At 45.2% G+C, this 24,850-nt stretch carries 18 protein-coding genes and 2 pseudogenes; 17 read left to right on the top strand and 3 right to left on the bottom strand.

All coding sequences use genetic code 11. The annotated features are described in order from the left end of the window. The first annotated feature begins 260 nt into the window (after window positions 1-260). Window positions 261-3,215 carry a DUF6383 domain-containing protein gene (locus DW083_RS23485; RefSeq protein WP_147382114.1) on the top strand — a complete coding sequence of 985 codons (2,955 nt, stop codon included), beginning with the start codon at window positions 261-263 and terminating at the stop codon, window positions 3,213-3,215. 154 nt (window positions 3,216-3,369) lie between these two features. Here the strand turns inward: DW083_RS23485 and DW083_RS21995 are convergent, their stop codons facing one another. Continuing rightward, the gene (locus tag DW083_RS21995) at window positions 3,370-3,567 is read right to left on the bottom strand and encodes a hypothetical protein (RefSeq protein WP_147382113.1); all 198 of its coding nucleotides are present in this window, start codon (window positions 3,565-3,567) and stop codon (window positions 3,370-3,372) included. 116 nt (window positions 3,568-3,683) lie between these two features. Between DW083_RS21995 and lptB the strand changes: the two genes are divergently transcribed. Further along, complete coding sequence (lptB, locus tag DW083_RS08455; RefSeq protein ID WP_036658357.1) at window positions 3,684-4,436, top strand: LPS export ABC transporter ATP-binding protein; 753 nt, start codon at window positions 3,684-3,686, stop codon at window positions 4,434-4,436. Here the strand turns inward: lptB and DW083_RS08450 are convergent. Both DW083_RS08450 and DW083_RS08445 read right to left on the bottom strand, forming a co-directional pair. Continuing rightward, complete coding sequence (locus DW083_RS08450; protein WP_122332098.1) at window positions 4,433-5,332, bottom strand: CPBP family intramembrane glutamic endopeptidase; 900 nt, start codon at window positions 5,330-5,332, stop codon at window positions 4,433-4,435. The two genes, lptB and DW083_RS08450, sit on opposite strands and share 4 nt — an antisense overlap. 69 nt (window positions 5,333-5,401) lie before the next feature. Next, window positions 5,402-5,644 (bottom strand): RNA-binding protein, encoded by a 243-nt coding sequence (locus DW083_RS08445; protein WP_115497971.1) that lies wholly within the window; start codon window positions 5,642-5,644, stop codon window positions 5,402-5,404. Between the two features lie 258 nt (window positions 5,645-5,902). Between DW083_RS08445 and tig the strand changes: the two genes are divergently transcribed. The 15 genes and pseudogenes from tig (at window position 5,903) to rpsJ (ending at window position 24,835) form a co-directional block, all read left to right on the top strand. Then, window positions 5,903-7,258 (top strand): trigger factor, encoded by a 1,356-nt coding sequence (tig, locus tag DW083_RS08440; protein WP_115497972.1) that lies wholly within the window; start codon window positions 5,903-5,905, stop codon window positions 7,256-7,258. Window positions 7,259-7,446: 188 nt separating this feature from the next. Then, window positions 7,447-8,112 carry an ATP-dependent Clp endopeptidase proteolytic subunit ClpP gene (clpP, locus tag DW083_RS08430; protein ID WP_115497974.1) on the top strand — a complete coding sequence of 222 codons (666 nt, stop codon included), beginning with the start codon at window positions 7,447-7,449 and terminating at the stop codon, window positions 8,110-8,112. 50 nt (window positions 8,113-8,162) lie between these two features. After that, a complete protein-coding gene (gene clpX / locus DW083_RS08425) occupies window positions 8,163-9,392 on the top strand; it encodes an ATP-dependent Clp protease ATP-binding subunit ClpX (RefSeq protein WP_115497975.1) in 1,230 nt (409 codons plus the stop codon). Between the two features lie 27 nt (window positions 9,393-9,419). Further along, a pseudogene (gene recQ / locus DW083_RS08420) lies at window positions 9,420-11,599 on the top strand (DNA helicase RecQ). Window positions 11,600-11,625: 26 nt separating this feature from the next. Next, window positions 11,626-13,101: an IMP dehydrogenase gene (gene guaB / locus DW083_RS08415; protein WP_115497977.1), complete on the top strand. Its 1,476-nt coding sequence runs from the start codon at window positions 11,626-11,628 to the stop codon at window positions 13,099-13,101. Window positions 13,102-13,209: 108 nt separating this feature from the next. After that, window positions 13,210-14,808, top strand: coding sequence for a peptidylprolyl isomerase (locus DW083_RS08410; protein WP_122332069.1), 1,599 nt, complete (start codon window positions 13,210-13,212; stop codon window positions 14,806-14,808). Between the two features lie 15 nt (window positions 14,809-14,823). Continuing rightward, window positions 14,824-15,680 (top strand): annotated as a pseudogene (locus DW083_RS08405) (peptidyl-prolyl cis-trans isomerase). A gap of 25 nt (window positions 15,681-15,705) precedes the next feature. Next, window positions 15,706-17,070 (top strand): peptidylprolyl isomerase, encoded by a 1,365-nt coding sequence (locus DW083_RS08400; protein WP_122332068.1) that lies wholly within the window; start codon window positions 15,706-15,708, stop codon window positions 17,068-17,070. Beyond that, a complete protein-coding gene (locus DW083_RS08395; RefSeq protein ID WP_122332067.1) occupies window positions 17,067-18,743 on the top strand; it encodes an OstA-like protein in 1,677 nt (558 codons plus the stop codon). Before DW083_RS08400 ends, DW083_RS08395 begins: the two co-directional genes overlap by 4 nt. 27 nt (window positions 18,744-18,770) lie before the next feature. Further along, window positions 18,771-19,079 carry a hypothetical protein gene (locus DW083_RS08390; protein WP_122332066.1) on the top strand — a complete coding sequence of 103 codons (309 nt, stop codon included), beginning with the start codon at window positions 18,771-18,773 and terminating at the stop codon, window positions 19,077-19,079. Continuing rightward, window positions 19,079-20,941 carry a DNA mismatch repair endonuclease MutL gene (gene mutL / locus DW083_RS08385; RefSeq protein ID WP_122332065.1) on the top strand — a complete coding sequence of 621 codons (1,863 nt, stop codon included), beginning with the start codon at window positions 19,079-19,081 and terminating at the stop codon, window positions 20,939-20,941. The genes DW083_RS08390 and mutL overlap by 1 nt, the downstream gene beginning before the upstream one ends. Before the next feature lie 363 nt (window positions 20,942-21,304). Further along, the gene (gene rpsL / locus DW083_RS08380; protein WP_005634721.1) at window positions 21,305-21,715 is read left to right on the top strand and encodes a 30S ribosomal protein S12; all 411 of its coding nucleotides are present in this window, start codon (window positions 21,305-21,307) and stop codon (window positions 21,713-21,715) included. A 155-nt stretch (window positions 21,716-21,870) separates the two neighbouring features. Next, window positions 21,871-22,347 (top strand): 30S ribosomal protein S7, encoded by a 477-nt coding sequence (gene rpsG, locus DW083_RS08375; protein ID WP_122276555.1) that lies wholly within the window; start codon window positions 21,871-21,873, stop codon window positions 22,345-22,347. A 31-nt stretch (window positions 22,348-22,378) separates the two neighbouring features. Then, window positions 22,379-24,508 (top strand): elongation factor G, encoded by a 2,130-nt coding sequence (gene fusA, locus DW083_RS08370; protein ID WP_122332064.1) that lies wholly within the window; start codon window positions 22,379-22,381, stop codon window positions 24,506-24,508. A 21-nt stretch (window positions 24,509-24,529) separates the two neighbouring features. Continuing rightward, window positions 24,530-24,835, top strand: a complete 306-nt coding sequence (gene rpsJ, locus DW083_RS08365) for a 30S ribosomal protein S10 (RefSeq protein ID WP_005634728.1) — start codon at window positions 24,530-24,532, stop codon at window positions 24,833-24,835. The last annotated feature ends 15 nt before the right edge of the window (window positions 24,836-24,850 follow it).

Here is a 24,850-nt window from a genome sequence, read left to right as displayed (position 1 = left end):
AAATTCGTCACAAATTTACGCATACTTTTTAAACCTGCAATTCTTTTCTCTAATAATTTTTCATTTTCTATGTTGTTTCTTATCAATTAGATAGCTTATCAAGGACAAAAATACCTCTTTTTGCAACAAACTCCAAAAACGCCTCAAAAAATGACGAATTTAAACGTACGTATTTGTAGTCAAAATACAATCGTTAACATTCACAAAGTGATATACATTATATAACACATAAGTTTTATTACTAATTAAATTATTAAATTATGAACAAAAGATTTTCTACTCTTTTGGCTGCCATTTTGGTAGCCGGTGGATTGTCAGCAAGTGCAACGCCTACCGATTATAACGAGTTAGACGGCACTAAGCTCAAGGATGGTTTCATCTACTTGAGAAGCGCCAGTGGCGATAACTCTTTGGTCGTTAAAAACGGGAAGCTTGATTCTACAGTAGTCGCTTCAACCGATTCCACTTTCGCACGATTGGATTCTATGGCATGGAAGGTCACTGTGAAAACAACTTCTATCGGTAAGTCTTACCAATTGCAAAACAGGGCAACCGGTGATATTCTTTCATACGAAAAGAAAACCGGAACAATGAAACTTGGTGGTGCCATTAACGAATGGGGATTGGATGACACAGGTTTCTATGCAATGAGCGGTGACTCTACTTATTATTTGAAAGCAGGTGCAAGTTTTGCAGGTGTTGTTGAAAGTAGTACAACCACAACATTTACCAATGTGGATTATGTAAAGCCGTATGAGATTACAACTTCTTTCAACTTGACAGCTGAAGATTTCAACAACGTTGTCAAGAAATTTAGTTTTGCTGCAGTGAATGGTCGTAAAGATCCTGCAAAAACATCCGAAGGACAGGCAAACGTATTGACCGATAATGACTGGGTGGCTATTTCCATTCATGGTAAAAAGAAAGCAGACGGTACGTTGGACGGACAGTATTTCAAACGCAATGACAATACAGCGTCTCTTGACACTTTGTTGTTCCAGAAAGTAGGAGCAAAGGATTCCACAGGCTTCCTGTATGTGGATACGGCAAATATTAATCCGACTCAGTCTATGAAGTTGGCTGTAGGTGACTCTGCATTCTTCCGCCGTGCTGCAGGAACAGCGTCTCCTTCTAACTACTACAAAGCAGGTCTTGACAGTTTGCATATGTTTGTCGTTTCTTACGATTATGTGACAGACTCTATGTCAATCAAGCCGGTAGCCACTCCGATCAAACTGAGTTCTCCGAATACAAACGGTGCTTCATGGTGGAACGCTGATGGACAGGAGAATGTAAAGACAGGATTAGGCGAAAACGGTTCTACAGAAGCTGTTGTTTGCTTGAGAGCATTGGATAATGTGACTGTTTTAGCTGTGGATTCAACATCTATGATTGACGCTGAAAATACCGGCCTTTCTTATGCCAACATCAAATCTCCGTTGCGCTCTGCTACTTTGGGTGGTGATGCTAAGATTGCAGCCGACAAGGTGTATTTCATCAAGTATGCAAACAAAGGTGACAACAAGGACAAATATGTAGTTGCCGGTGCTATTGTAAATGCTACTGAAAAGTCTTATAGCGACCATGCTTATGCTTATATGCCTTCTACTCAGTGGGTAGTTGAGGCTGGTACCGCCGATGGCTTGTATGTGATCAAGAACCGTGAGTTCCCGGCTATTAAATATTCCGGCGCGTTCAACAAGGTAAAAGATGCTGATGGCAAGGCTATTGCCGATACATATGTTGTCGGTAGCGACACGCTTCTGTTGGAAGACGCCAAGTGTGCAGTTGTTGAAGGCAAAATCACTGTAAATAAGAAGAACTACGCTACTACCGGTTATGGTTACTATGACCCGAAAGTTCTGGAAAACAAAACATTTAAGGTGGCTTCTGCTTCTCCTTTCATGAAAGATTTGTTTATGCAAGCTAAAGCTGATTCTACAATGAATTTGGCTGAAGATGATTATTTCTTCTACCTGAAAGATGTAAACAATGCAGCTTATGGCGCAACAGTTAAGGGTGTGGATTCTCTGTATCGTTACACATATAAGTTGGTAACAAAGAAGGGAGAGTTTGTTGCTCAGAAAGATAGTAAATATATCTTGACAAAAGACGCAGCAAACAAACCGTCTGTATTCTTCTTCAAGTCTTGGGGTGCAGCTGACAGCTACATGTTGATTGATACGACCGGTATTGGTGCTGCTACTGTAGATTGGAGCAAAGCTATTATCGTAAGCGTAAATGCTCAGAATGCAGAAATCTATCCTTCTTCTTTGACTGCTGCTAAGAGCGATTTGTTCACAGTAACAGAAAAGGCTGCTCCTTCAATGTTGTTCACAGATCCGACTCACCAGAATATCTATAATAACAACGACCGTCTGGCTGTTGGTAAGAACAATTTGGCTGTGATGGCTCAACCGGGTAACGACTTGAAGGCTGATGCTGACAAATTCGTAAATGACAACTTTACATTGTGGTTCGATACTGTAAACTACAAAGCTGATATCGAAGCTTCTTACTTCATTTCACAGGGTATCAAAGCCGCTGGCGAAGAAACAAAGGCTGAAGATGCTGTTGCTGAAAGATTATATCTGACAGTTGCAAGCAATGACTCTATTAAGAAATCAGATGATCTGGCCAAGTTATATACGTTAGATGGTGCTGCTCGCCTGTACTTCCGTACTGCTGCCCGCCATGGTGTAGATACTTTGATCGTAAATAACTTTGATGAAAAGGCTGGCGTTATGGCTCCTGATACAGTAGCTGCTGGTGCTAACGGAACTAAGCATTCTGCAGATGCCGCTAAGGGCTTGTTGCTGGGCGGTATCGATAACTTTAAGTTCCAATTCGAAGTAGTAGATGGTACCGATAATTATCTGATGAAATCTATGACAGGTAAATATGTCGTAAGTGTTAACGGCCTGTTAGTTGTTAAAGCTGATTCTGATGAAAATATGCTTGCTACTTTGAAAGCTCCTGATTATGCAACATCAAACGAAGCTGCTCCTTCCGTAACGGAAGTGAAAGTTATTGCTGCTAACGGTGGTGTTCAGATCATCGGTGCTGCCGGTAAGAAAGTTGTTGTAACTAACATCTTAGGCCAGGTAGTTGCTAACACAGTTCTTACTTCAAGCGACGCTGTAATCGCTGCTCCTGCCGGTGTAGTGGTTGTCGCTATCGAAGGCGAAGATGCTGTAAAAGCTATCGTTAAATAACTAAGGATATTATAAGAATAATTCTAAAACCGACCGCGCGGGTTTGTAGAGACGGACGGCCGTCCGTCTCGATCAACACCAATTACCCTGTGACAGGCGAACAAGCGGTCAAGTTTAATATTAATAATACTAAAGTATATTGAATTTAAAAAGTTCAATGTAGCCGGTAACCCTGTGAAGGACGAAAGCATACAAAAAAACAAGCCCCGGGAGATGGTAACACTTCCGGGGCTTTGTCGTTAGCCGGTATATCAGCGATACGATCTGCCACTACTGCCGGAAAGAAGAAGTGGCTTTCTTTCTGGTGCGCCTGATCAAAAGCGAACGTCAGGAATTTCTCGATTACTTGCATGACGAAACGATATTAGGGTAATTCCTGTATGAGATGGAATAGCAGATTAAAAAGGGCGGGCCTCTATTTGTATAGAAGGAATTAATTCCGTTTCTTTGTGGCAAAGATTTTTGGATATGGCAGACGAACAACAAATGGTGCTCCGCACGGAGGACCTCGTTAAGAAATATAAGACACGAACCGTTGTAAATCATGTTTCTATTAATGTGAAGCAAGGGGAGATCGTGGGATTGCTCGGACCGAACGGGGCGGGGAAAACGACTACGTTCTATATGACGGTTGGCTTGGTGACGCCCAACGAAGGAAAGATATTTCTGAACGATATGGAGATCACGAAGTTTCCGGTATATAAACGTGCCCGTAACGGTATCGGTTACCTGGCGCAGGAAGCTTCCATCTTCCGGAAAATGACGGTGGAAGATAATATCCGGTCCGTATTGGAAATGACGGAAACGACACCTGAATACCAGAAGGAGAAGCTGGAAAGCCTGATTGCCGAGTTTGGTTTGAACAAGGTGCGGAAAAACTTAGGTGACCAGTTGTCAGGAGGTGAACGGCGCCGTGCCGAGATTGCCCGCTGTCTGGCTATCGACCCGAAATTTATCATGCTCGACGAACCGTTTGCCGGAGTCGACCCGATTGCCGTACAGGATATCCAGAGCATCGTTGCCAAATTGAAACACAAAAATATCGGTATCCTGATTACCGACCACAACGTGTATGAGACGCTGAGTATTTGCGACCGTGCGTACCTTTTGTTTGAAGGAAAGGTGCTCTTTCAGGGAACAGCCGAGCAGTTGGCTGAGAACGAGATCGTACGCGAAAAATACCTGGGTAAAGACTTTGTGCTTCGCAAGAAAGACTTTTAGTTTTTGGCTGCCGTCAACTGTTTAATCTTTTTTGCACAGGCATAAAACAGGAACAACGAGATAATGGCTATGACGGTGTAAGGCAACAGGTTTTGCGCAGAGATATCGCCGGTGATAAATTCGTTGTCTTTGAGCTTGGCATCCGACATGCTTATTACGGCAAAAGCGTTGTTCGTAAAGTGGGCGAATACCGGTATCCAGATATTCCGTCCCCAGTAGAGCAGATAACCGAAATAAGCACCTAACAGCATACGGGGCAGGAAACCGAAAAACTGCATATGGAAGGCGCTGAAAAGAATTGCGGCGCTCCAGATGATAATATGGTGGTTACGTGTCCATCCTCCGATTACCCGTTGCACAGCTCCCCTGAAAAGAAATTCTTCCGTGATCCCGGCTGCAAGGGCGATGACAAGCAAATTGAACAATAACGTTACGATCCCTTTGCCTGCCAGCAGCATCAGTGTCAACTCTTCAGCGGTCTTTTCCTGCGCGCGCATCCAGTTTTCTACCGGTTCCATAAAAGACGGCAGTTCCATTTGTTTATTCAACAATCCGACCAGGCTGATGGAGGGAGAGAGCAGGAAGATACTGACCAGTGTGAGCAGCAGAATTTGTCCTTTGGGGATTTTGCCGATCGACAGATATTCTTTCGGATTGTTGCTGCAAGTCCAGGCCAGTGCTACGGCCGGAAACAGGAAAGTTCCGACAGCCGATATCAATTGCAAAAGGCGCATCATGTCGGGATATTGCATGATATCGGACTGGAAACCATACACCATATAGAATATTCCCATTGCGATCAGCGATGAGAAAATAGCCCCGAACAAAACCAGCAGGAGCAAGACGAACAGTTGAAAGAAAGCCGGTTTTCCGGCATATATACCTTTTAAGAACATACGTTTGGACATAAAAAAACTTCTGCTCAAAGATAAGCAGAAGTTTTTTATTTCTTTCCGGAAAAGTAATTATTTAGGACGAGCCTCTTTTACTACCATCTGACGGCCTTCGTATTCAGCTTCGTTTAATTCTTCGATAGCCTTCTTTGCGGCTGCATCGTCGGGCATTTCAACGAAAGCAAAACCTTTTGATTTGCCGGTTTCACGGTCTTTGATGATCTTTACGGAATCAACAGTACCGTATTCTTCCATTACTTGTTTCAAATCATCTTCCCGAACACGATAGTTCAGGTTTCCAACATAAATGTTCATAAAATAGAAAATTAAAAAAATAAAATTGTTACTTAATGAAAGAAGTAAACCGGAACTTCGTAACAGGTTGCCCTTTCATGTCACAAAGGAATACATTTATTTTAGATAAACAACATTTTAGCCGGGAAAAAATAATATTGCTCTTAAATTCATCTCGGTTATAACAAATTAAGCAAACAATTTGCGAGATTAAAAGAATAAGTCTAATTTTGCACCCTAAAATTCGAACAAGACTATTAATTAAATAAATCATTCAGAATGAACGTTTCGCTTAAAAACATTGATGCCACAAAAGGCATTGTGAAATTAGAAATAGTGAAAGCTGACTATGCTGAAAAGGTCGAAAAGAGCCTTCGCAGCTTCCGTCAGAAAGCAAATGTGCCTGGTTTCCGTAAAGGTATGGTGCCGATGGGTATGGTGAAAAAGATGTATGGAAAGCATGTGTTGGTGGAAGAAATCAACAAATTGGTTTCTGAAAACCTGTACAACTATATCCGTGAAAATAACCTGAACATTTTGGGCGAACCGCTGCCTAACGAGACTGAACAGAAAGAAATCAACTTTGATACTCAGGAAGAGTTCGAATTTTGTTTCGACGTTGCTTTGGCTCCGGAAATCAAGCTTGAACTGTCCAAGAATGATAAAGTTCCTTACTATCAGGTGAATATCGACGACGACATGATCGGCAAGCAGGTTGAAGCTTACCAGGCTAATTTCGGCTCTTATGACGAAGTTGACGATGTGGAAGAAAAAGACCTGATAAAAGGTACTGTAGCTGAGCTGGAAAACGGTTCTCCGAAAGAAGGCGGTATTGTTGTTGAAGACGCAGTCCTGATGCCTATGTATATTAAGGATGAAGCAGAAAAGGCTAAATTCTTGGGTGCAAAGAAAAATACGGTTGTCGTGTTCAACCCGAACAAGGCTTATGAAGGTGCAGAAGCTGAAATCGCTTCATTCCTGAAGGTAGAGAAAGAGGCTGTTGCCGGCATCACAGGTGACTTTAGCTTCGAAATCAAGGAAGTGACTCGTCATAAAAACGCAGAACTGAACCAGGAATTGTTCGACAAAGTATTCGGAGAAGGTGTAGTTACCAGCGAAGAAGAATTTAAGAACAAGATCCGTGAAGCGTTGGCTGAACAGTTCACTCCGCAGAGCGACTTCAAGTTCCTGACCGATACACGTGATATTTTGGTTAAGAAAGCCGGAGAACTGGCTTTTGCCGAAGACCTGTTGAAACGTTGGTTGCTGGTTGCAAACGAAAAGAATACAAAAGAAAAGATCGACGAAGAATATCCGCAGATCGTGGAAGACCTGAAATATCACCTGATCAAGGAAAATCTGGTGAAAGAAAACGGTCTGAAGGTTGAAGATGCCGATATCGAAAACTTCGCTAAACGTGTGGCTAAAGCCCAGTTCGCACAGTACGGAATGCTTTCTGTACCTGAAGATGTGCTGGCTAACTATGCGAAGGACATTTTGAAGAATAAACAAACCTTGCAGAATATCATCGACCGTGCTGTCGAAGAAAAACTGGCTGGTTGGTTGAAGGAACAGGTTGAGCTGGATGTTAAGGAAGTATCAGCCGACGAGTTCAATAAACTTTTTGAAGAATAATATCCCCTGAAAAAGCAGCTCCGGCTGCTTTTTTCTTCTAAAAAGGGCTTTCTCTCGAAAAAATATCTTACCGGATTGCAAATAAGTTGTTTCTTTCAGAAATTTATTTATAACTTTGTTTTTCCGATAAGTAAGAGGGGAATCCCTTTTTTTATGACTTTTCGGTAATACAAATAAGACTATAGATTATGGAAGATTTCAGAAAGTATGCAACGAAGCATTTAGGGATGAGCAGTAATGCGCTGGACAGTTATATGAACATAACCAGCAGTTACATCTCTCCGACGATTATCGAAGAGCGCCAATTGAACGTTGCTCAGATGGACGTTTTTTCACGGTTGATGATGGACCGTATTATATTTTTAGGTACACAAGTTGACGATTATACGGCCAATGTAATCCAGGCACAGTTGTTGTATCTGGACTCCAGTGATCCTGGTAAAGATATTTCAATTTATATCAATTCGCCGGGCGGTTCCGTCTATGCCGGATATGGCATCTATGACACCATGCAGTTTATCAGCAGTGACGTATCGACAATCTGTACGGGTATGGCAGCTTCATTTGCAGCCGTATTGCTGGTGGCCGGAACAAAAGGCAAACGTATGGCATTGCCCCATTCCCGCGTGATGATTCACCAACCGTTAGGTGGTGCTCAGGGACAGGCCTCGGATATCGAGATTACGGCGCGTGAAATCCTGAAAGTAAAGAAAGAACTGTACACGATCATATCGACCCATTCCGGTCAGCCGTATGAAAAGGTAGAACACGACAGTGACCGTGACTACTGGATGACAGCGGAAGAAGCGTTGGCTTACGGTATGGTGGACAAGGTTCTGGTACGTAACAAATAATATTAATGCAGGGGCAAGGTAAGCTTGCCCTTTAAAAAAACAAATACGGAATGGCCAAAACAGGCGATAGCTGTACGTTTTGCGGGCGCAGTAGCCGGGATGTTAATATGCTGATTAACGGAATTTCCGGCGCTATCTGTGATGAATGTGCACAGCAGGCGTACGAAATAGTAAAAGAACAAATGCCCGGTAAAAAGAGCTCTTTCGGATTAAGCCAGGGAGAGTTGCCGAAACCGGAAGATATTAAGGCTTTCCTGGATCAATATGTAATAGGGCAAGACGATGCCAAACGTTACCTGTCGGTTGCCGTTTATAACCACTATAAGCGTTTGATCCAGAAAGTGACATCGGATGATGTCGAGATCGAGAAATCGAATATTATTATGGTGGGTGCTACGGGTACCGGTAAAACGTTATTGGCCCGTACGATCGCCAAATTGCTTCATGTCCCGTTTGCTATTGTCGATGCAACGGTGTTGACGGAAGCCGGTTATGTAGGGGAGGATATAGAAAGTATTTTGACCCGTTTGTTGCAGGCAGCCGATTATGATGTGGATGCGGCGCAACGCGGTATCGTATTTATCGACGAAATAGACAAGATTGCCCGCAAGAGCGATAATCCTTCCATTACACGTGATGTCAGTGGTGAAGGTGTACAGCAGGGATTGCTGAAACTGCTGGAAGGTTCCATCGTGAACGTGCCTCCCCAGGGTGGCCGTAAGCATCCGGAACAGAAGATGATTGCTGTGGATACCAAAAATATCCTGTTTGTATGTGGTGGCGCTTTCGACGGAATAGAGAAGAAAATCGCCCAGCGTTTGAATACCCGTGTAGTTGGATACGCCGCAAACGAAAACACAGCACAGGTTGACCGTAACAATCTGCTGAAATATATTACGCCTACCGATTTGAAGTCGTTTGGTCTGATTCCTGAGATCATCGGACGTCTGCCCATCCTGACGTATTTGAATCCGTTGGATAGAAGTACGCTCCGGAATATCCTGACGGAGCCGAAGAACTCCATTATCAAACAATACATCAAATTGTTCGATATGGATGATATAAAGCTGACGTTTGATGAGGACGTGTTCGAATTTATTGTCGATAAGGCACTCGAATTTAAGTTGGGAGCACGTGGTCTGCGTTCCATTGTAGAGGCTGTGATGATGGATGCCATGTACAGTATGCCGTCTGCAAAAAAGAAGACACTCCATGTTACGTTGGAGTATGCGAAGGATAAGTTTGAAAAGTCGGACGTAAACCGTCTGCAGGTGGTCTGATCGGCGGTTTTTAAAATATTAATTAGTATGGCAAAGAAGGATAATTTGACAGAGGCGCTCAAAAAACATTTTGGTTTGGTACCTTTAAAGGTAATCAGAGAGCGATCATCGAAAATGTGCTGGCAGGAAACGATACCTTTGTGTTGATGCCGACCGGAGGAGGAAAGTCTTTGTGTTACCAATTGCCTTCTCTGATGATGCAGGGGACGGCCATTGTGATTTCTCCCTTGATAGCCCTGATGAAAAACCAGGTGGATGCCATGCGTAACTTCAGTGAGGAAGACGGGGTGGCTCATTTCATCAACTCCTCTCTGAACAAGTCGGCTATAGATCAGGTGAAAGATGATATCAGAAGCGGCCGTACCAAGTTGCTTTATGTGGCCCCGGAGTCTCTGACAAAGGAAGAGAATGTCGAATTTTTGCGTCAGGTCAATATTTCGTTTTATGCCGTGGACGAAGCGCATTGTATTTCAGAGTGGGGACATGACTTCCGGCCGGAATACCGTCGTATCCGCCCGATCATAAACGAAATCGGCAAACGTCCGTTAATAGCCCTGACTGCTACGGCAACGCCAAAAGTGCAGCACGATATCCAGAAAAACCTGGGAATGATCGATGCTTCAGTTTTCAAATCATCCTTCAACCGTTCTAATCTGTATTATGAGATTCGTCCGAAAACGGCGAATATCGACCGTGAGATCATTAAATATATTAAGTCCAACGAGGGAAAATCAGGTATTATTTATTGTCTGAGCCGTAAGAAGGTGGAAGAGTTTGCCGATATCCTGAAAGCAAACGGCATTAAGGCGTTGCCTTATCATGCCGGTATGGATTCGCAGCAACGTTCGTCCAACCAGGATGCATTCCTGATGGAAAAAGCGGATGTGATTGTGGCGACTATTGCTTTCGGTATGGGAATCGATAAACCGGATGTACGCTATGTCATTCATTACGATATACCGAAAAGCCTCGAAGGATATTACCAGGAAACCGGACGTGCCGGCCGTGATGGTGGCGAGGGGCAGTGCATTGCTTTTTATGCATACAAAGACTTGCAGAAATTAGAAAAGTTCATGCAGGGGAAGCCGGTTGCGGAGCAGGAAATCGGAAAGCAATTATTGCTGGAAACTGCCGCTTACGCCGAAACTTCCGTATGTCGACGGAAAGTATTGTTGCACTACTTCGGTGAAGAGTACCTGGAAGATAATTGTGGAAATTGTGATAATTGTTTGAACCCCAAAAAGAAAGTGGAAGCAAAAGAATTATTAAGCGCCGTACTGGAAGTTATTGGTACGTTAAAGGAAAAGTTTAAGGCAGAATATATCGTCAACATGTTGGTTGGCAACGAAACCTCCGAAATTCAATCTTACAAACACAACGAACTGGAAGTTTTCGGCTCCGGTTCGGATGAAGAAGAGAAAACATGGAATGCTGTTATCCGTCAGGCTCTGATCGCCGGGTATCTGGCTAAAGACATTGAAAACTACGGACTGCTGAAGATTACGGAAAAAGGAAAAGAGTTTATAAAAAAGCCGGTCTCTTTCAAGATTACGGAAGACAACGAATTTGACGAAGAGGAAGAAGAGGTTCCGGTACGCGGCGGGGCTACCTGTGCTGTCGACCCGATCCTTTATTCGATGATGAAGGATTTGCGTAAGAAGCTGTCGAAACGCCTGGAGGTTCCTCCTTTCGTGATTTTCCAGGACCCGTCTTTAGAAGCGATGGCAACGACTTATCCGGTGACATTGGATGAGTTGCAGAACATCCCGGGAGTGGGTGCCGGTAAGGCAAAGAGATATGGCAAGGAGTTTGTCGAGCTGATTAAGAAACATGTGGAAGAAAATGAGATCGAACGTCCCGAAGACCTTCGTGTGCGTACGGTTGCCAATAAGTCCAAACTGAAAGTTTCAATCATCCAGCGTATCGACCGCAAGGTGGCGTTGGACGAGATCGCGATGACGAACGGACTGGAGTTTAACGAACTGCTGGACGAAATCGAAGCGATCGTTTATTCCGGAACCCGTATCAATATCGACTATTTCCTGAACGACGTGATGGATGAAGATCATATCGAAGATATTTACGAATACTTCAAGGATTCGGAAACGGATGATCTGGAAGATGCTATTGAAGAATTGGGAGGCGATTATACCGAAGAAGAAATTCGTTTGGTCCGTATCAAGTTCCTGTCTGAAATGGCGAACTGATTAATAATTATTTAAAGTATAAGTTTATGTCATTTATAGCAGACAGAGTAGTGATGGACGGGTTGACATTCGACGATGTATTGTTGATTCCGGCCTATTCGGAAGTACTTCCCCGTAATGTCGATCTGACTACGAAGTTTTCCCGTAACATCTCTTTGAATATCCCGATGGTTTCGGCTGCGATGGATACGGTTACCGAAGCGAAGATGGCGATTGCCATTGCCCGCGAAGGCGGTATCGGTGTTATTCATAAGAATATGACGATTGCCGAACAGGCAAAGCAGGTTCAGAGTGTGAAACGGGCCGAGAACGGCATGATCTATGATCCCGTTACCATCACAAGAGGCAAGACCGTTGGGGATGCTTTGGGGATGATGAAGGAGTATAAGATCGGAGGGATTCCTGTGGTGGATGAAGCCGGTTGCCTGGTCGGGATCGTGACGAACCGTGACTTGCGGTTCGAAAGAGACATGAACCGTTCGATCGACGAGGTGATGACAAGGGAGAACCTGATTGTGGCGGACCAGTCGACAGACCTGGAAGCGGCAGCCAGCATCCTGCAGCAGCACAAGATCGAGAAACTGCCGGTAGTGGACCACCATAATAAACTGGTCGGCCTGATTACCTATAAAGATATAACGAGGGCAAAAGACAAACCGACCGCTTGCAAGGACTCAAAAGGCCGTTTGCGTGTAGCTGCCGGTGTCGGCGTTACGTTCAACACGTTTGAACGGGTTGCCGCTTTGGTGGAAGCCGGTGCGGATGCGCTGGTGATCGATACGGCCCACGGGCACTCCAAAGGGGTTGTCGACGTGTTGAAGCAGATCAAAGCCCAATATTCGCAAATCGACTGTGTCGTGGGAAACATAGCGACAGGCGATGCGGCCCGGTATCTGGTGGAAGCCGGGGCGGATGCCGTAAAAGTCGGGATCGGTCCGGGTTCTATCTGTACGACCCGTGTGATTGCAGGTGTCGGTGTGCCCCAGCTGTCAGCCATCTATGAGGTGGCAAAGGCGTTGAAGGATACGGAAGTCCCGTTGATTGCAGACGGAGGCTTGCGCTATTCCGGTGATATCGTGAAAGCGATTGCCGCCGGCGGCTCGTCGGTCATGATGGGTTCGTTGTTGGCCGGTGTGGAAGAGTCGCCGGGTGAGACGATCATCTTCAACGGGCGTAAGTTCAAGTCTTATCGTGGCATGGGTTCGCTGGAAGCCATGCAGAAAGGTTCGAAAGACCGCTATTTCCAGGATGTGGAAGACGATGTGAAGAAGCTGGTTCCCGAAGGTATTGCCGCGCGTGTGCCGTACAAAGGCTCGCTGTATGAGGTGATCTACCAGATGGTAGGCGGTCTGCGTGCAGGGATGGGGTATTGCGGAGCACACAATATCGACGAACTGCATTCGGCCCGGTTTACCCGTATCACGAATGCCGGTGTGCTGGAAAGCCATCCGCATGATGTGGCGATTACGCAGGAAGCGCCGAATTACAGCCGTGGAGAATAAGAAAGTCATATGACCTGTATTATAAAAAACACTAATTTAATTGGATAGCATACTTTTCTTGCCTGCTCTCCGTTAGATTAGTGTTATTTTTGTAATGTATATCGTGATATGATAAAAGGAGGATTAATGAAGAAGTTACTTGTATTATCTTTGGTATTCGCTTGTATGACAGGACATGCCCAGATCCCGGCCGATTCAGTTGTGATGACGGTTGCCGGAAAGCAGATCCCGTTGGATGAATTTATTTTTATTGCACAAAAGAATAGCGAAGTTAATTTGTCAGACCAGAAGTCCGTGAATGCCTATGTGGAGTTGTTTAAGAACTTCAAGCTGAAAGTGGCGGAAGCGGAAGAACAGGGCCTGGACAAGACAAAGGCGTTCAAAGACGAATTGGACGGCTATCGCGCTCAGTTGACTTCGAGTTATTTGTCGGATAAAGAAGGTGAAGAGGCTGCAGTGCATGCCGTGTACGATCGCTATGGCGAGGTGCTCGAATTAAGTCACATCTTATTCCGCTTGCCGGCGCGTACCTTGTCGAAAGATACGGTTGCCGTTTATCAGAAAGCGATGCAGGCTTACGAGCGCATTCAGAAAGGGGAGGACTTTGCCGCTGTAGGTGAGGAACTGAAAGAAGCCGACAAAGAAAATGTCGGTTATGAGTATGTCCATTGCCTGCTGCCGATGCAGACGGTCAAAGCCTTTGAGAATGTCGCCTATTCCATGCCGGTAGGGGCTATATCCAAGCCGGTGCGTACGACGATGGGTTTCCATCTGATAAAGATACATAGCCGTAAGCCGAATCCCGGTCTGGTGCGTGTGGCGCATATCCTGATCCCGTTTCCGGCGGACTCGGTGAAGCAGGATGAAGCAGAGGTGTTGGCGCGTGCGGAAGAAGTTTACCGGAAAGCAAAAGAAGGAGCCGACTTTGCCGAGTTGGCAAAAGAATATTCATCGGATACCGGCTCTGCCAAAAGGGGTGGCGAACTGCCCGCTTTCGGTGTCGGCGAGATGGTAGAACCGTTCGAAGCGGCTGCTTTTGCATTGAATACGCCGGGGGAATTGTCCCGTCCGGTGAAAACGCGTTTCGGCTATCATATCATTAAGTTGATCGAGAAGAAAGGAATGCCTGCTTTCGATGAAAAGAAAAAAGGTTGGTCACGCCAGATGGCACAAGGCGAACGCAACTTTGAATATTACGGTGCCTTTGATGAACGGATGAAGAAAGAGTACGGATATAAATTCTATCCCGAAGCCTATGCGGAATTGCAGGCGCTTTGCAATGACTATTTCCCGTCCGATCCGGCTTTCTACGAGAAGGCGAAGGATATGAACAAGACATTGTTCCATCTTAACGGTACGGATTTCCCGCAGAGCGAGTTCGCTTATTACATCCAGCGTTGCCCGTTCTCCACAAAATCCTATGCCGGAGATTTTATGCAGGAAGTGTACGATCTTTTCATCCGTGATATCGTAACGACAGCAGAGCGTAAGAATCTGACGACAAAGCATCCTGAATTTAACCTGTTGATGCAGGAATACCGGGATGGCATCCTGTTGTTTGATATTAGCAATAAGGAAGTCTGGAACAAGCCGATGAATGAGCAGGCTCAGGCAGAAGCCGCTTGGATCGAGCGTTTGAACCAGAAATATCCGGTGACGGTAAACAAGAAATTGCTGAAGAAGATCGATAAAAAGATAAAGAAATAATAAAGAGAAAGTTATATGAGATATTGCTTCATTTTTATAGCATTCGTATCTTTGCTGTGTTCTTGCAAGAAGACACAGTCTTCCGATGATGCGGATGTACTGGTAAGAGTGAAGGACCGGGTTCTCGAGCGTTCGGAGGTCAAAAAGCAGATCCCGCGCGGACTCTCGTCGGCTGACAGCCTGTTGCTTGGCGAAAGCTGGAAAAGAAATGGGTGAAAGACGCTTTGGTTTACGAGGTGGCACAGCGTAACCTGGAAGGAAAAGATAAAGAAGAAGTGGACAAGCTGGTGGAGGAATACCGCCATTCGCTGATCCGCTACCGCTATCAGGAACAACTGGTAAGGGAAAGGCTTTCATCCGAGTTCCAGGAAAGTGACAAGTTGAGCTATTACGAAGAGAACCAGAAAAAGTTTGTATTGGACAAGGCTTTGGTGAAAGGCTTGTTCCTGAAAATCCCGGTGGACGCCCCCGGGCTTTCTGATGTAAAAGGATGGTATAGATCGACATCTGAGGCTTCTTTAGAAAAAATTGAGAAGTATAGTGTGCAGAATGCCAGTATTTATGACTACTTTTACGACAAATGGGTGGACTTCGACCAGGTGATGGATAATATTCCTGTCCGGGTGTCGAACGCAAACGACTTCCTGAAGGCGAATAAATTTGTGGAAGCGACCGATAGTACGTATTGCTATCTGTTGAATATCAAAGAGTATTTGCCCGTAGGTAGTGTGGCTCCCTACGATTACGCCAGTCCGCAGATTGTGGAGATGCTGACTAATTTGCGTAAGGTGGAGTTTTTGAGGAAATTTGAAGAAGAATTATATAATGATGCAGTCAGGCGAGGTGATGTTCAGTTTTACACGGAACCCTGATTGGTAACTTATTTATAAATAGTACATGATGAAAAAGATTTTAACAGTATTCATTCTTGCCTGCTTATCCTGTGTTGTTTATGCACAGGATAATGTGATTGATGAGATAGTGTGGGTGGTAGGAGATGATGCAATTCTGCGTTCGGATGTGGAAAGCCAGCGTTTGTACTTACAGAACGAGGGGCAGCGTCTGGATGGAGACCCCTATTGTGTGATTCCGGAACAGATGGCCATCCAGAAATTGTATCTGAACCAGGCAAAGATCGATAGTGTGGAAGTAAGTGAAAGCCAGGTGATCCAGGAAGCGGACCGTTGGGTAAACTATGCGATCAACCAGAGTGGTTCAAGAGAAAAGCTGGAGGAGTATTTCAATAAAAGGATTTCCGAAATAAAGGAAGAAAAAAAGGAACAGCTTATGGAGCAGCAAACGGTGCAGCAGATGCAGCGCCAGTTGATCGGTGAGATCAAGCTGACCCCTTCCGAAGTCCGCAAATACTACAACCAGCTGTCCAAGGACAGTCTGCCTAATATCCCGACAACAGTGGAAGTGCAGGTTATCACAATGGAACCGAAGATTCCGTTTGAAGAAACGGATGCGATCAAGGCTCGTTTGCGCCAGTACACGGAAGAGATCAACAGTGGACAGAAAGAGTTCTCGACAGTGGCACGCCTCTATTCCGAAGACCCGGGATCGTCTGTCCGTGGTGGCGAGTTGGGCTTTATGAGTAAGATGGACTTGTTGCCGGAATTTGCTAATGTCGCTTTCAACTTGAACGATCCGAAGAAGATTTCCCAGATTGTACAGACCGAATATGGTTTTCACATTATCCAGTTGATCGAAAAGCGTGGCGACCGTATCAACTGCCGCCATATCCTGTTGAAGCCGAAAGTGTCGGATAAGGAATTGAACGAATGTTTGACCCGTATGGATTCGCTCTACACGGACTTGACGGCTAAGAAATTTACATTCGAAGAAGCGGCAACCTTTATCTCTGCCGATAAGGATACAAGAAACAACAAAGGTTTGATGGTAAACCCGAAATTTGAAAGCAACAATCACGGAACGCCGAAGTTTGAGATGTCCGAGCTGCCGCAGGAAATTGGTAAGATGGTTTATACCATGCAGGTTGGCGAAATCTCCAAACCTTTTACGATGATTAACGACAAGCAGAAAGAAGTGGTTGCTATCGTAAAGTTGAAATCCAGAGTAGAGCAGCATAAGGCAAATATCTCGGACGACTATCAGGCTTTGAAGGCAATCGTCGAAGCTCGGAAGCGTGAAGAATTGTTGAATAACTGGATTGTTAAGAAGCAGAAAAGTACATATGTACGCATCAGTGAAGGCTGGCGTAATTGTGACTTCAAGTTCCCTGGCTGGGTTAAAGAATGAAGACGGTAAAGAAATTTGTTTTCACATCTCTGTTTTTTCTCTGTACGGTCTGCGCTTTTGCACAGACCCAGGATACCATTGTCGTCTCTGCACAAAATATAACAGTCGCTCCGCCGGACAGTTTGTTGGCCGGCGATAGCTTGCAGGTTGCAGATAGCTTGCTTGTTACTGATACCGTTCCGGTAAAGAAGACAAAAATTTATTTGGAACATACGAATACGCTGTCGTTTGACAAGGATATCATGCCCGATGCGCAAATCCTGAACGGGGATGTCTGTTTCCGGCACGACAGTTCGTATATGTATTGCGACAGCGCTTACTTTTTTGAGCAGGCCAATTCGCTCGAAGCATTCAGCAATGTCCGGATGGAGCAGGGAGACACCTTGTTCGTCTATGGCGATTACCTGTTTTATGACGGTAATACGCAAATAGCCTACCTGCGCGAGAATGTCCGGATGGAGAACGGGGAGGTGACGCTTTTTACGGACAGTCTCAACTATGAGCGTATTCCAAATATCGGTTATTATTTCGAGGGAGGGATGATTGTCGATTCTCTCAATCAGCTTACCTCTTTCTACGGGCAATATTCTCCGGATACAAAACTGGCTATCTTTAATGACAGTGTGCAACTCGAGAATCCCGATTTCACGTTGTACTCCGATACCTTGAATTACGATACGGAATCGAAGATCGCAACTATCCTGGGGCCGTCTGTCATTGTTTCGGACAGCGGCACGATCCATACTTCGCGCGGTTGGTATGATACGCAAAACAATACCTCCCTTTTGCTTGACCGCTCGCAGGTGGAGTCGGGTGAAAAGATACTGATCGGTGACTCCATCTTCTATAACCGGGATTCGGGTATGGGGGAAGTTTACGGTAATATGCTCCTGATTGATACGGCGCAACATGTGACCCTGGAAGGCAATTACGGCTATTATAACGAACAGACCGGCTATGCATTTGCAACTGACAGTGCCCGTTTCCTTGAATATTCGCAAGGTGATACGCTTTTCCTGCATGCCGATACCTTACAGATGATGACGGTCGACTCGGCTTACCGGGAGATCAAAGCCTATTACGGTGTCCGTTTCTACCGGACCGATATGCAGGGAGTTTGTGACTCCATGCAGTTTAATACGCGTGACTCTGTATTATATATGTACACGGAACCGGTTATCTGGAACGAACAATACCAGTTGTACGGCGATACGATTGCTATTTATATGAACGACAGTACGATCGAGTACGCCCATGTGATCCAGTTCGCTTTCGCCGCCCAGCATGTCGACTCGACTTATTATAACCAGCTGAAAGGGAACGACCTGAAAGCCTATTTCGAAGGGCAGGCACTCAGCCGGATCGATGTGGCGGGAAATGCCGAGTCTATTTTTTATCCTTTGGAAAAAGACGGGGCAAAGGTGGGCATGAATCAAACGAAGAGCGGTTTTCTGACTATTTGGGTGAAAGAAAACAAGCTGGACCGATTGAAGCTCTGGCCGCAGGTGACAGCCGATATGACGCCGATCCCGGACTTGAGGCCCGATCAGAAAATGCTGAAAGATTTCTACTGGTTCGACTATCTGCGTCCGAAGGATAAGTATGATATTTACCAGGTGGTGAAAAGAAAAGCGGCAGAGTCACCCAAGAGAAGCAATAAATTTGTACATTAGCACAGTATTTATAAACAATAAAAGACTATGGCGTTATTCTCATTTTATAATGTACGGAAACCTCGCCAATTCGAGCACAAGCCGATCTATTGGGATCCTCATAAAGAGGCGATGGAAGATCGTATCCGCAAGGTGAAGCGAGAGATTGGGATGGACGGTGAACTGTCGATCGACGATTACAAAGCTGAGATCAAAGGCAGTTTTGTCGAAGGAACTTCCCATTTGAAAAAGAGCCGCGACAATGGACATGATTCCCGTAGTCGTACCTATAAGAATGTAAAACTGTTATTGGCTGCCGCTATTTTAGTCGGCATATTCTGGTATTTGTTCATGTAATGAGCGATATAATACATTTACTTCCCGACAGTATTGCCAATCAGATAGCGGCAGGCGAGGTGATCCAACGTCCTGCCTCTGTTGTGAAGGAGCTGGTGGAGAATGCGGTTGATGCCGGTGCCGGACATATTCAGGTGAATATCAAGGATGCCGGCCGTACATTGGTCCAGGTGATCGATGACGGGAAAGGTATGTCCGAGACGGATGCCCGCATGGCTTTCGAACGGCATGCAACGTCTAAGATTTCTTCTGCCGACGATCTATTCTCTTTGCATACGATGGGTTTCCGCGGCGAGGCGCTTGCTTCGATCGTGGCTGTCTCGCAGGTTGAGCTTCGTACACGCCTGAAGGGAACGGAGCTGGGTTCGCATCTTGTCTTTTCCGGTTCTAACCTGGAAAGCATCGAGCCGGATGCCTGTAACGAGGGGAGTATATTTTCTGTCAAGAATCTTTTCTTTAATGTCCCGGCACGTCGCAAGTTCCTGAAATCGAACGAGACGGAGTTCCGGAATATCATCAATGAATTTGAACGGATTGCCCTGGTGAATCCGCAGGTCGCCTTGTCTCTCTATCATAACGATACGGAGATTTTCAACCTGCCGGAGTCCGGCTTGAGGCAACGTATTATTAATGTATATGGCAAGACGCTGAACCAAAAGCTGCTTTCGGTGGATGCCCAAAGTTCGTTAGTTACGGTTTCCGGCTTTGTCGGCCGTCCCGATTCGGCCAAGAAACGCGGAGCCTTGCAATATTTCTTTGTGAACGGACGCTTCATGAAGCACCCGTATTTCCACAAAGCCGTGATGCAGGCCTATGAACAATTGATCCCGCAAGGCGAACAGCCAAACTATTTTATCTATTTCACGCTCGATCCCTCCACGATAGATGTGAATATACATCCGACCAAAACGGAGATCAAGTTTGAAAACGAACAACCGATCTGGCAAATCCTGATGGCGGCAACCCGCGAAGCGCTGGCCAAATCGAGCGCTATCCCAACAATCGACTTCGATGTGGAGGGCGCTATCAACATCCCGGTCTATAATCCTGTCAAGGAGACTGCTTCTTATAAAGCTCCCCGTGTACAGGTGGATGCCGGCTATAATCCATTTGAATCCTCTTCCTATAAGAAACCTGAGTTCGACTGGTCCAAGCTCTATCAGGATTTTGAGGAAGACCGTTCTGCTGTCAGCCAGGACCCGGATTTGACGGATACCCTGCTGCCGGACCTCTCGGAACCTGTGGCCGATGTCGGTGAAGCGGCTGCGTCGGACTCTTCTACAGGTCTGTTTAATGATGTGTCTAATCCCTGCTATCAGTATAAAGGGAAGTATATCATTACGTCGCTGAAGTCCGGTCTGGCTCTGATCGATCAGCATCGTGCCCATGTCCGCATCCTCTTCGACCAATATATCACGAATATACGCCAGCAGAAAGGCGCCTCCCAACAGATGCTTTTCCCGGAAGTAGTGGAGTTTACGACTGCCGAGGCGGCTGTCTTGCCGTCTTTGCTGGATGATATGCACTTCATCGGTTTTGAGTTGACCCATCTGGGGAACAACAGTTATGCCATCAACGGCATGCCTGCCGGTATCGAGAATCTGGATACGGTAGCTCTGGTGCGCGACATGGTCAGCCGCGCCATTGAAACAGGCTGTGAGGTACATGAGGAAATTTGTGAATCGCTGGCGCTTTCCCTGGCAAAAGCTGCAGCTATCCGCCCCGGCAAAGTCCTTTCCGCCGAAGAAATGGATAACCTGATCGCAACTCTTTTCTCCTGTCCGGATTCTAACTTGACTCCCGACGGCAAGACGATCATCTCGCTATTGACGGATGATGAGCTGGAAAAACGCTTCAAGTAATTATTGATATAGGACTCTTTATACGGACTGCAGTCCGTTTGCGATTCGATGGGCATCGGCTGCAACTTCGATGGGCATCGGCTGCAACTTCGATGGGCATCGAATCGCAAACGCTAAAGGAGCGGAAGCTTAACGAATGTCTCCTTCTTGATGAAATAATTGTTAATTATCTGTAAATGGATAAAAGGTTGGTCTTGTGATACGGGAACAAATGCGTAACTTTGCACCGTTTTTAGCGCGAAGTGTATAATAAAGTGGACTTAAATGATTGATAGTCCGAAAAGAATGCGTACCTTTGCAGCTCAAAATAAAGAAATAGATAATTATAATAATAACACATTCAAAGTTTAAAAAAGAAAAGAAATGCCTACAATTCAGCAATTAGTTAGAAAAGGAAGGGAAACTTTGGTGGAAAAGGGTAAATCACCCGCATTGGATTCATGTCCGCAGAGACGTGGCGTTTGCGTTCGTGTTTACACTACAACTCCGAAGAAACCTAACTCTGCAATGCGTAAAGTAGCGAGAGTACGTTTGACAAATGGAAAAGAAGTAAACTCTTACATTCCGGGAGAAGGACACAACTTGCAGGAACACTCAATCGTACTGGTACGTGGTGGTCGTGTGAAAGACCTTCCTGGTGTACGTTATCACATTGTACGTGGAACCTTGGATACTGCAGGCGTAAACGGACGTACTCAGAGACGTTCCAAATACGGCGCTAAACGCCCGAAACCGGGACAGGCAGCTGCAGCAGCTAAAGGAAAGAAGAAGTAATTAGTTACATCCCTTCAAACTGAGAATTTAAATTTAAGTATTAAAGCTGGTTTGAGTTATTTGGATAGGCTATAGGTTGAGTAAATGGTTCAGCGGAACCGTTGAAGACGCATAAAAGGCAACCAAGAAACAAGAACGAAATTTTTGAAAACAAAATGAGAAAAGCAAAACCAAAGAAAAGACAGATCCTTCCGGATCCTGTTTTCGGTGATGTTAAGGTTACGAGATTCGTTAACCATTTGATGTATGACGGCAAGAAAAATACTGCCTTCGAAATTTTCTATTCCGCTTTGGAAACAGTTAAGGCCAAATTGCCTAACGAAGAAAAGTCCGCTCTCGAAATTTGGAAAGCTGCACTCGACAATATTACTCCTCAAGTCGAAGTGAAATCCCGCCGTGTTGGTGGTGCTACTTTCCAGGTACCTACTGAAATCCGCCCCGATCGTAAAGAATCAATTTCAATGAAGAACCTGATCATCTTCTCACGCAAGAGAGGTGGTAAGACTATGGCTGACAAGCTGTCTGCAGAGATTGTAGATGCTTACAACAACCAGGGTGGCGCATTCAAAAGAAAAGAAGATATGCACCGTATGGCTGAAGCTAACCGTGCATTCGCTCACTTCAGATTTTAATTTATCAATTATTTAGGAGATAATAAAAAAGATGGCAACAAAAGCTGACGAACAATTAAAGTATACCAGAAACATCGGTATCATGGCGCACATCGATGCAGGAAAGACTACGACTTCAGAGCGTATCCTTTTCTACACAGGTCTGACTCACAAGATTGGTGAAGTTCACGACGGTGCTGCAACAATGGACTGGATGGAACAGGAGCAGGAACGCGGTATCACAATTACCTCTGCTGCAACTACGACTTTCTGGAACTACGCTAATGATAAATATAAGATTAACTTGATTGACACTCCGGGACACGTTGACTTCACTGTCGAAGTAGAACGTTCACTGCGTATCCTGGATGGTGCTGTTGCTGCTTTCTGTGCTGTAGGTGGTGTTGAACCGCAGTCTGAAACAGTATGGCGTCAAGCTGATAAATATAACGTACCCAGAATTGGTTATGTAAATAAAATGGACCGTTCCGGCGCAAACTTCTTCGAAGTAGTTCGTCAGGTAAAGGATGTTTTAGGTGCTAATCCTTGTCCGATTCAGATACCTATCGGTGCAGAAGAAACTTTCAAAGGCGTAGTCGACCTGGTTACGATGAAGGCTATTTTCTGGCACGATGAAACAATGGGTGCTGAATATTCTGTTGAAGAAATTCCGGCAAACCTGAAGGATGAAGCGGAAGAATGGAGAGACAAGATGCTCGAAGTTTTGGCTGAATGCGACGATGCTTTGATGGAGAAATATTTCGACGATCCTTCTACTATTACAGAAGATGAGATCCGTGTAGCTATCCGCAAAGGAACTATCGCTATGCAGATCAATCCGATGATCTGTGGTTCTTCTTTCAAGAACAAAGGTGTTCAGACACTGTTGAACGCTGTCTGTGCTTATTTGCCGAGTCCTGCCGATACAGATGCTATCGAAGGTACAGATCCGCGTGATCCGGATAAAGTGATTGTTCGCAAACCGTTGTTTGAAGAACCGTTGACTGCGTTGGCATTTAAGATCGCAACCGACCCGTATGTAGGCCGCTTGTGTTTCTTCCGTGTGTATTCAGGTTCTTTACAGGCTGGTTCTTATGTATATAATACTCGTTCAGACAAGAAAGAACGTATTTCACGTCTGTTCCAGATGCACTCAAACAAACAGAACCCGATGGAAGCTATCGGTTGCGGTGATATCGGTGCAGGTGTTGGTTTCAAGGATATCCGTACTGGTGATACTCTTTGCGACGAAGCACATCCGATCACTCTGGAATCAATGGAATTCCCGGATCCGGTTATCGGTATCGCAGTAGAGCCTAAGACTCAGAAAGACCTGGATAAGTTGGGTATGGGATTGGCTAAGCTGGCTGAAGAAGACCCGACGTTCCGCGTACAGACTAACGAAGAAACTGGCCAGACAGTAATCAGCGGTATGGGTGAGCTCCACCTGGATATCATTGTTGACCGTCTGCGTCGTGAATTCAAGGTTGAATGTAACCAGGGTAAACCTCAGGTTACTTACAAGGAAGCTATCACCAAGTCTGTTGAACTTCGCGAAGTTTATAAGAAACAGTCCGGTGGTCGTGGTAAGTTTGCCGATATCATCGTTCGCATCGAACCGGCTGACGAAAGCTTTGAAGGTACACTGCAGTTTATCGACGAAGTGAAGGGTGGTAACATTCCGAAGGAATTTATCCCGTCTGTTCAGAAAGGTTTCGAAAAGGCAATGAAGAACGGTATCTTGGCCGGTTATCCGTTGGATAAACTGAAAGTTACTTTGATCGATGGTTCTTTCCACCCGGTAGACTCTGACCAGTTGTCATTCGAAATTTGTGCCATCCAGGCATTCAAGAGTGCTTCTGAAAAGGCAGGTCCTGCTTTGATGGAACCGATCATGCAGATGGAAGTTGTGACTCCGGAAGAAAGCATGGGTGATGTAATCGGCGACTTGAACAAACGTCGTGGACAGGTTGAAGGTATGGAATCAAGCCGTACCGGTGCACGTGTAGTGAAAGCGAAAGTTCCTTTGGCTGAAACATTCGGTTATGTAACAGCATTGCGTACTATCACTTCAGGTCGTGCAACTTCTTCAATGCAGTTCTCACACTATGCTCAGGTATCTTCTTCTATCGCTAAGCAGGTATTGACAGAAGTACAGGGTCGTGCTGATTTGATCAAATAATTTAGAAACATATATATAAATATGAGCCAAAAGATCAGAATTAAATTAAAGTCTTACGATTATTCTCTGGTAGACAAGTCTGCCGAGAAGATCGTGAAGACGGTTAAGGCTACCGGTGCAGTTGTTAGCGGCCCGATACCTCTGCCTACGCACAAGCGTATCTTTACTGTGAACCGCTCGACTTTCGTTAACAAAAAGTCTCGTGAGCAGTTCGAACTCTCTTCTTATAAGAGATTAATCGATATCTATAGCTCGACTGCAAAAACAGTTGACGCTTTGATGAAGCTGGAATTGCCCAGCGGTGTTGAAGTAGAAATTAAAGTGTAAGTTTATTAACAAATT

This window comes from Parabacteroides sp. AF48-14 (assembly GCF_003477465.1).
Classification (GTDB): domain Bacteria; phylum Bacteroidota; class Bacteroidia; order Bacteroidales; family Tannerellaceae; genus Parabacteroides; species Parabacteroides acidifaciens.
Note: the sequence above shows the minus strand (reverse complement) of the source record. Positions and strands in the feature narration are given on the sequence as shown.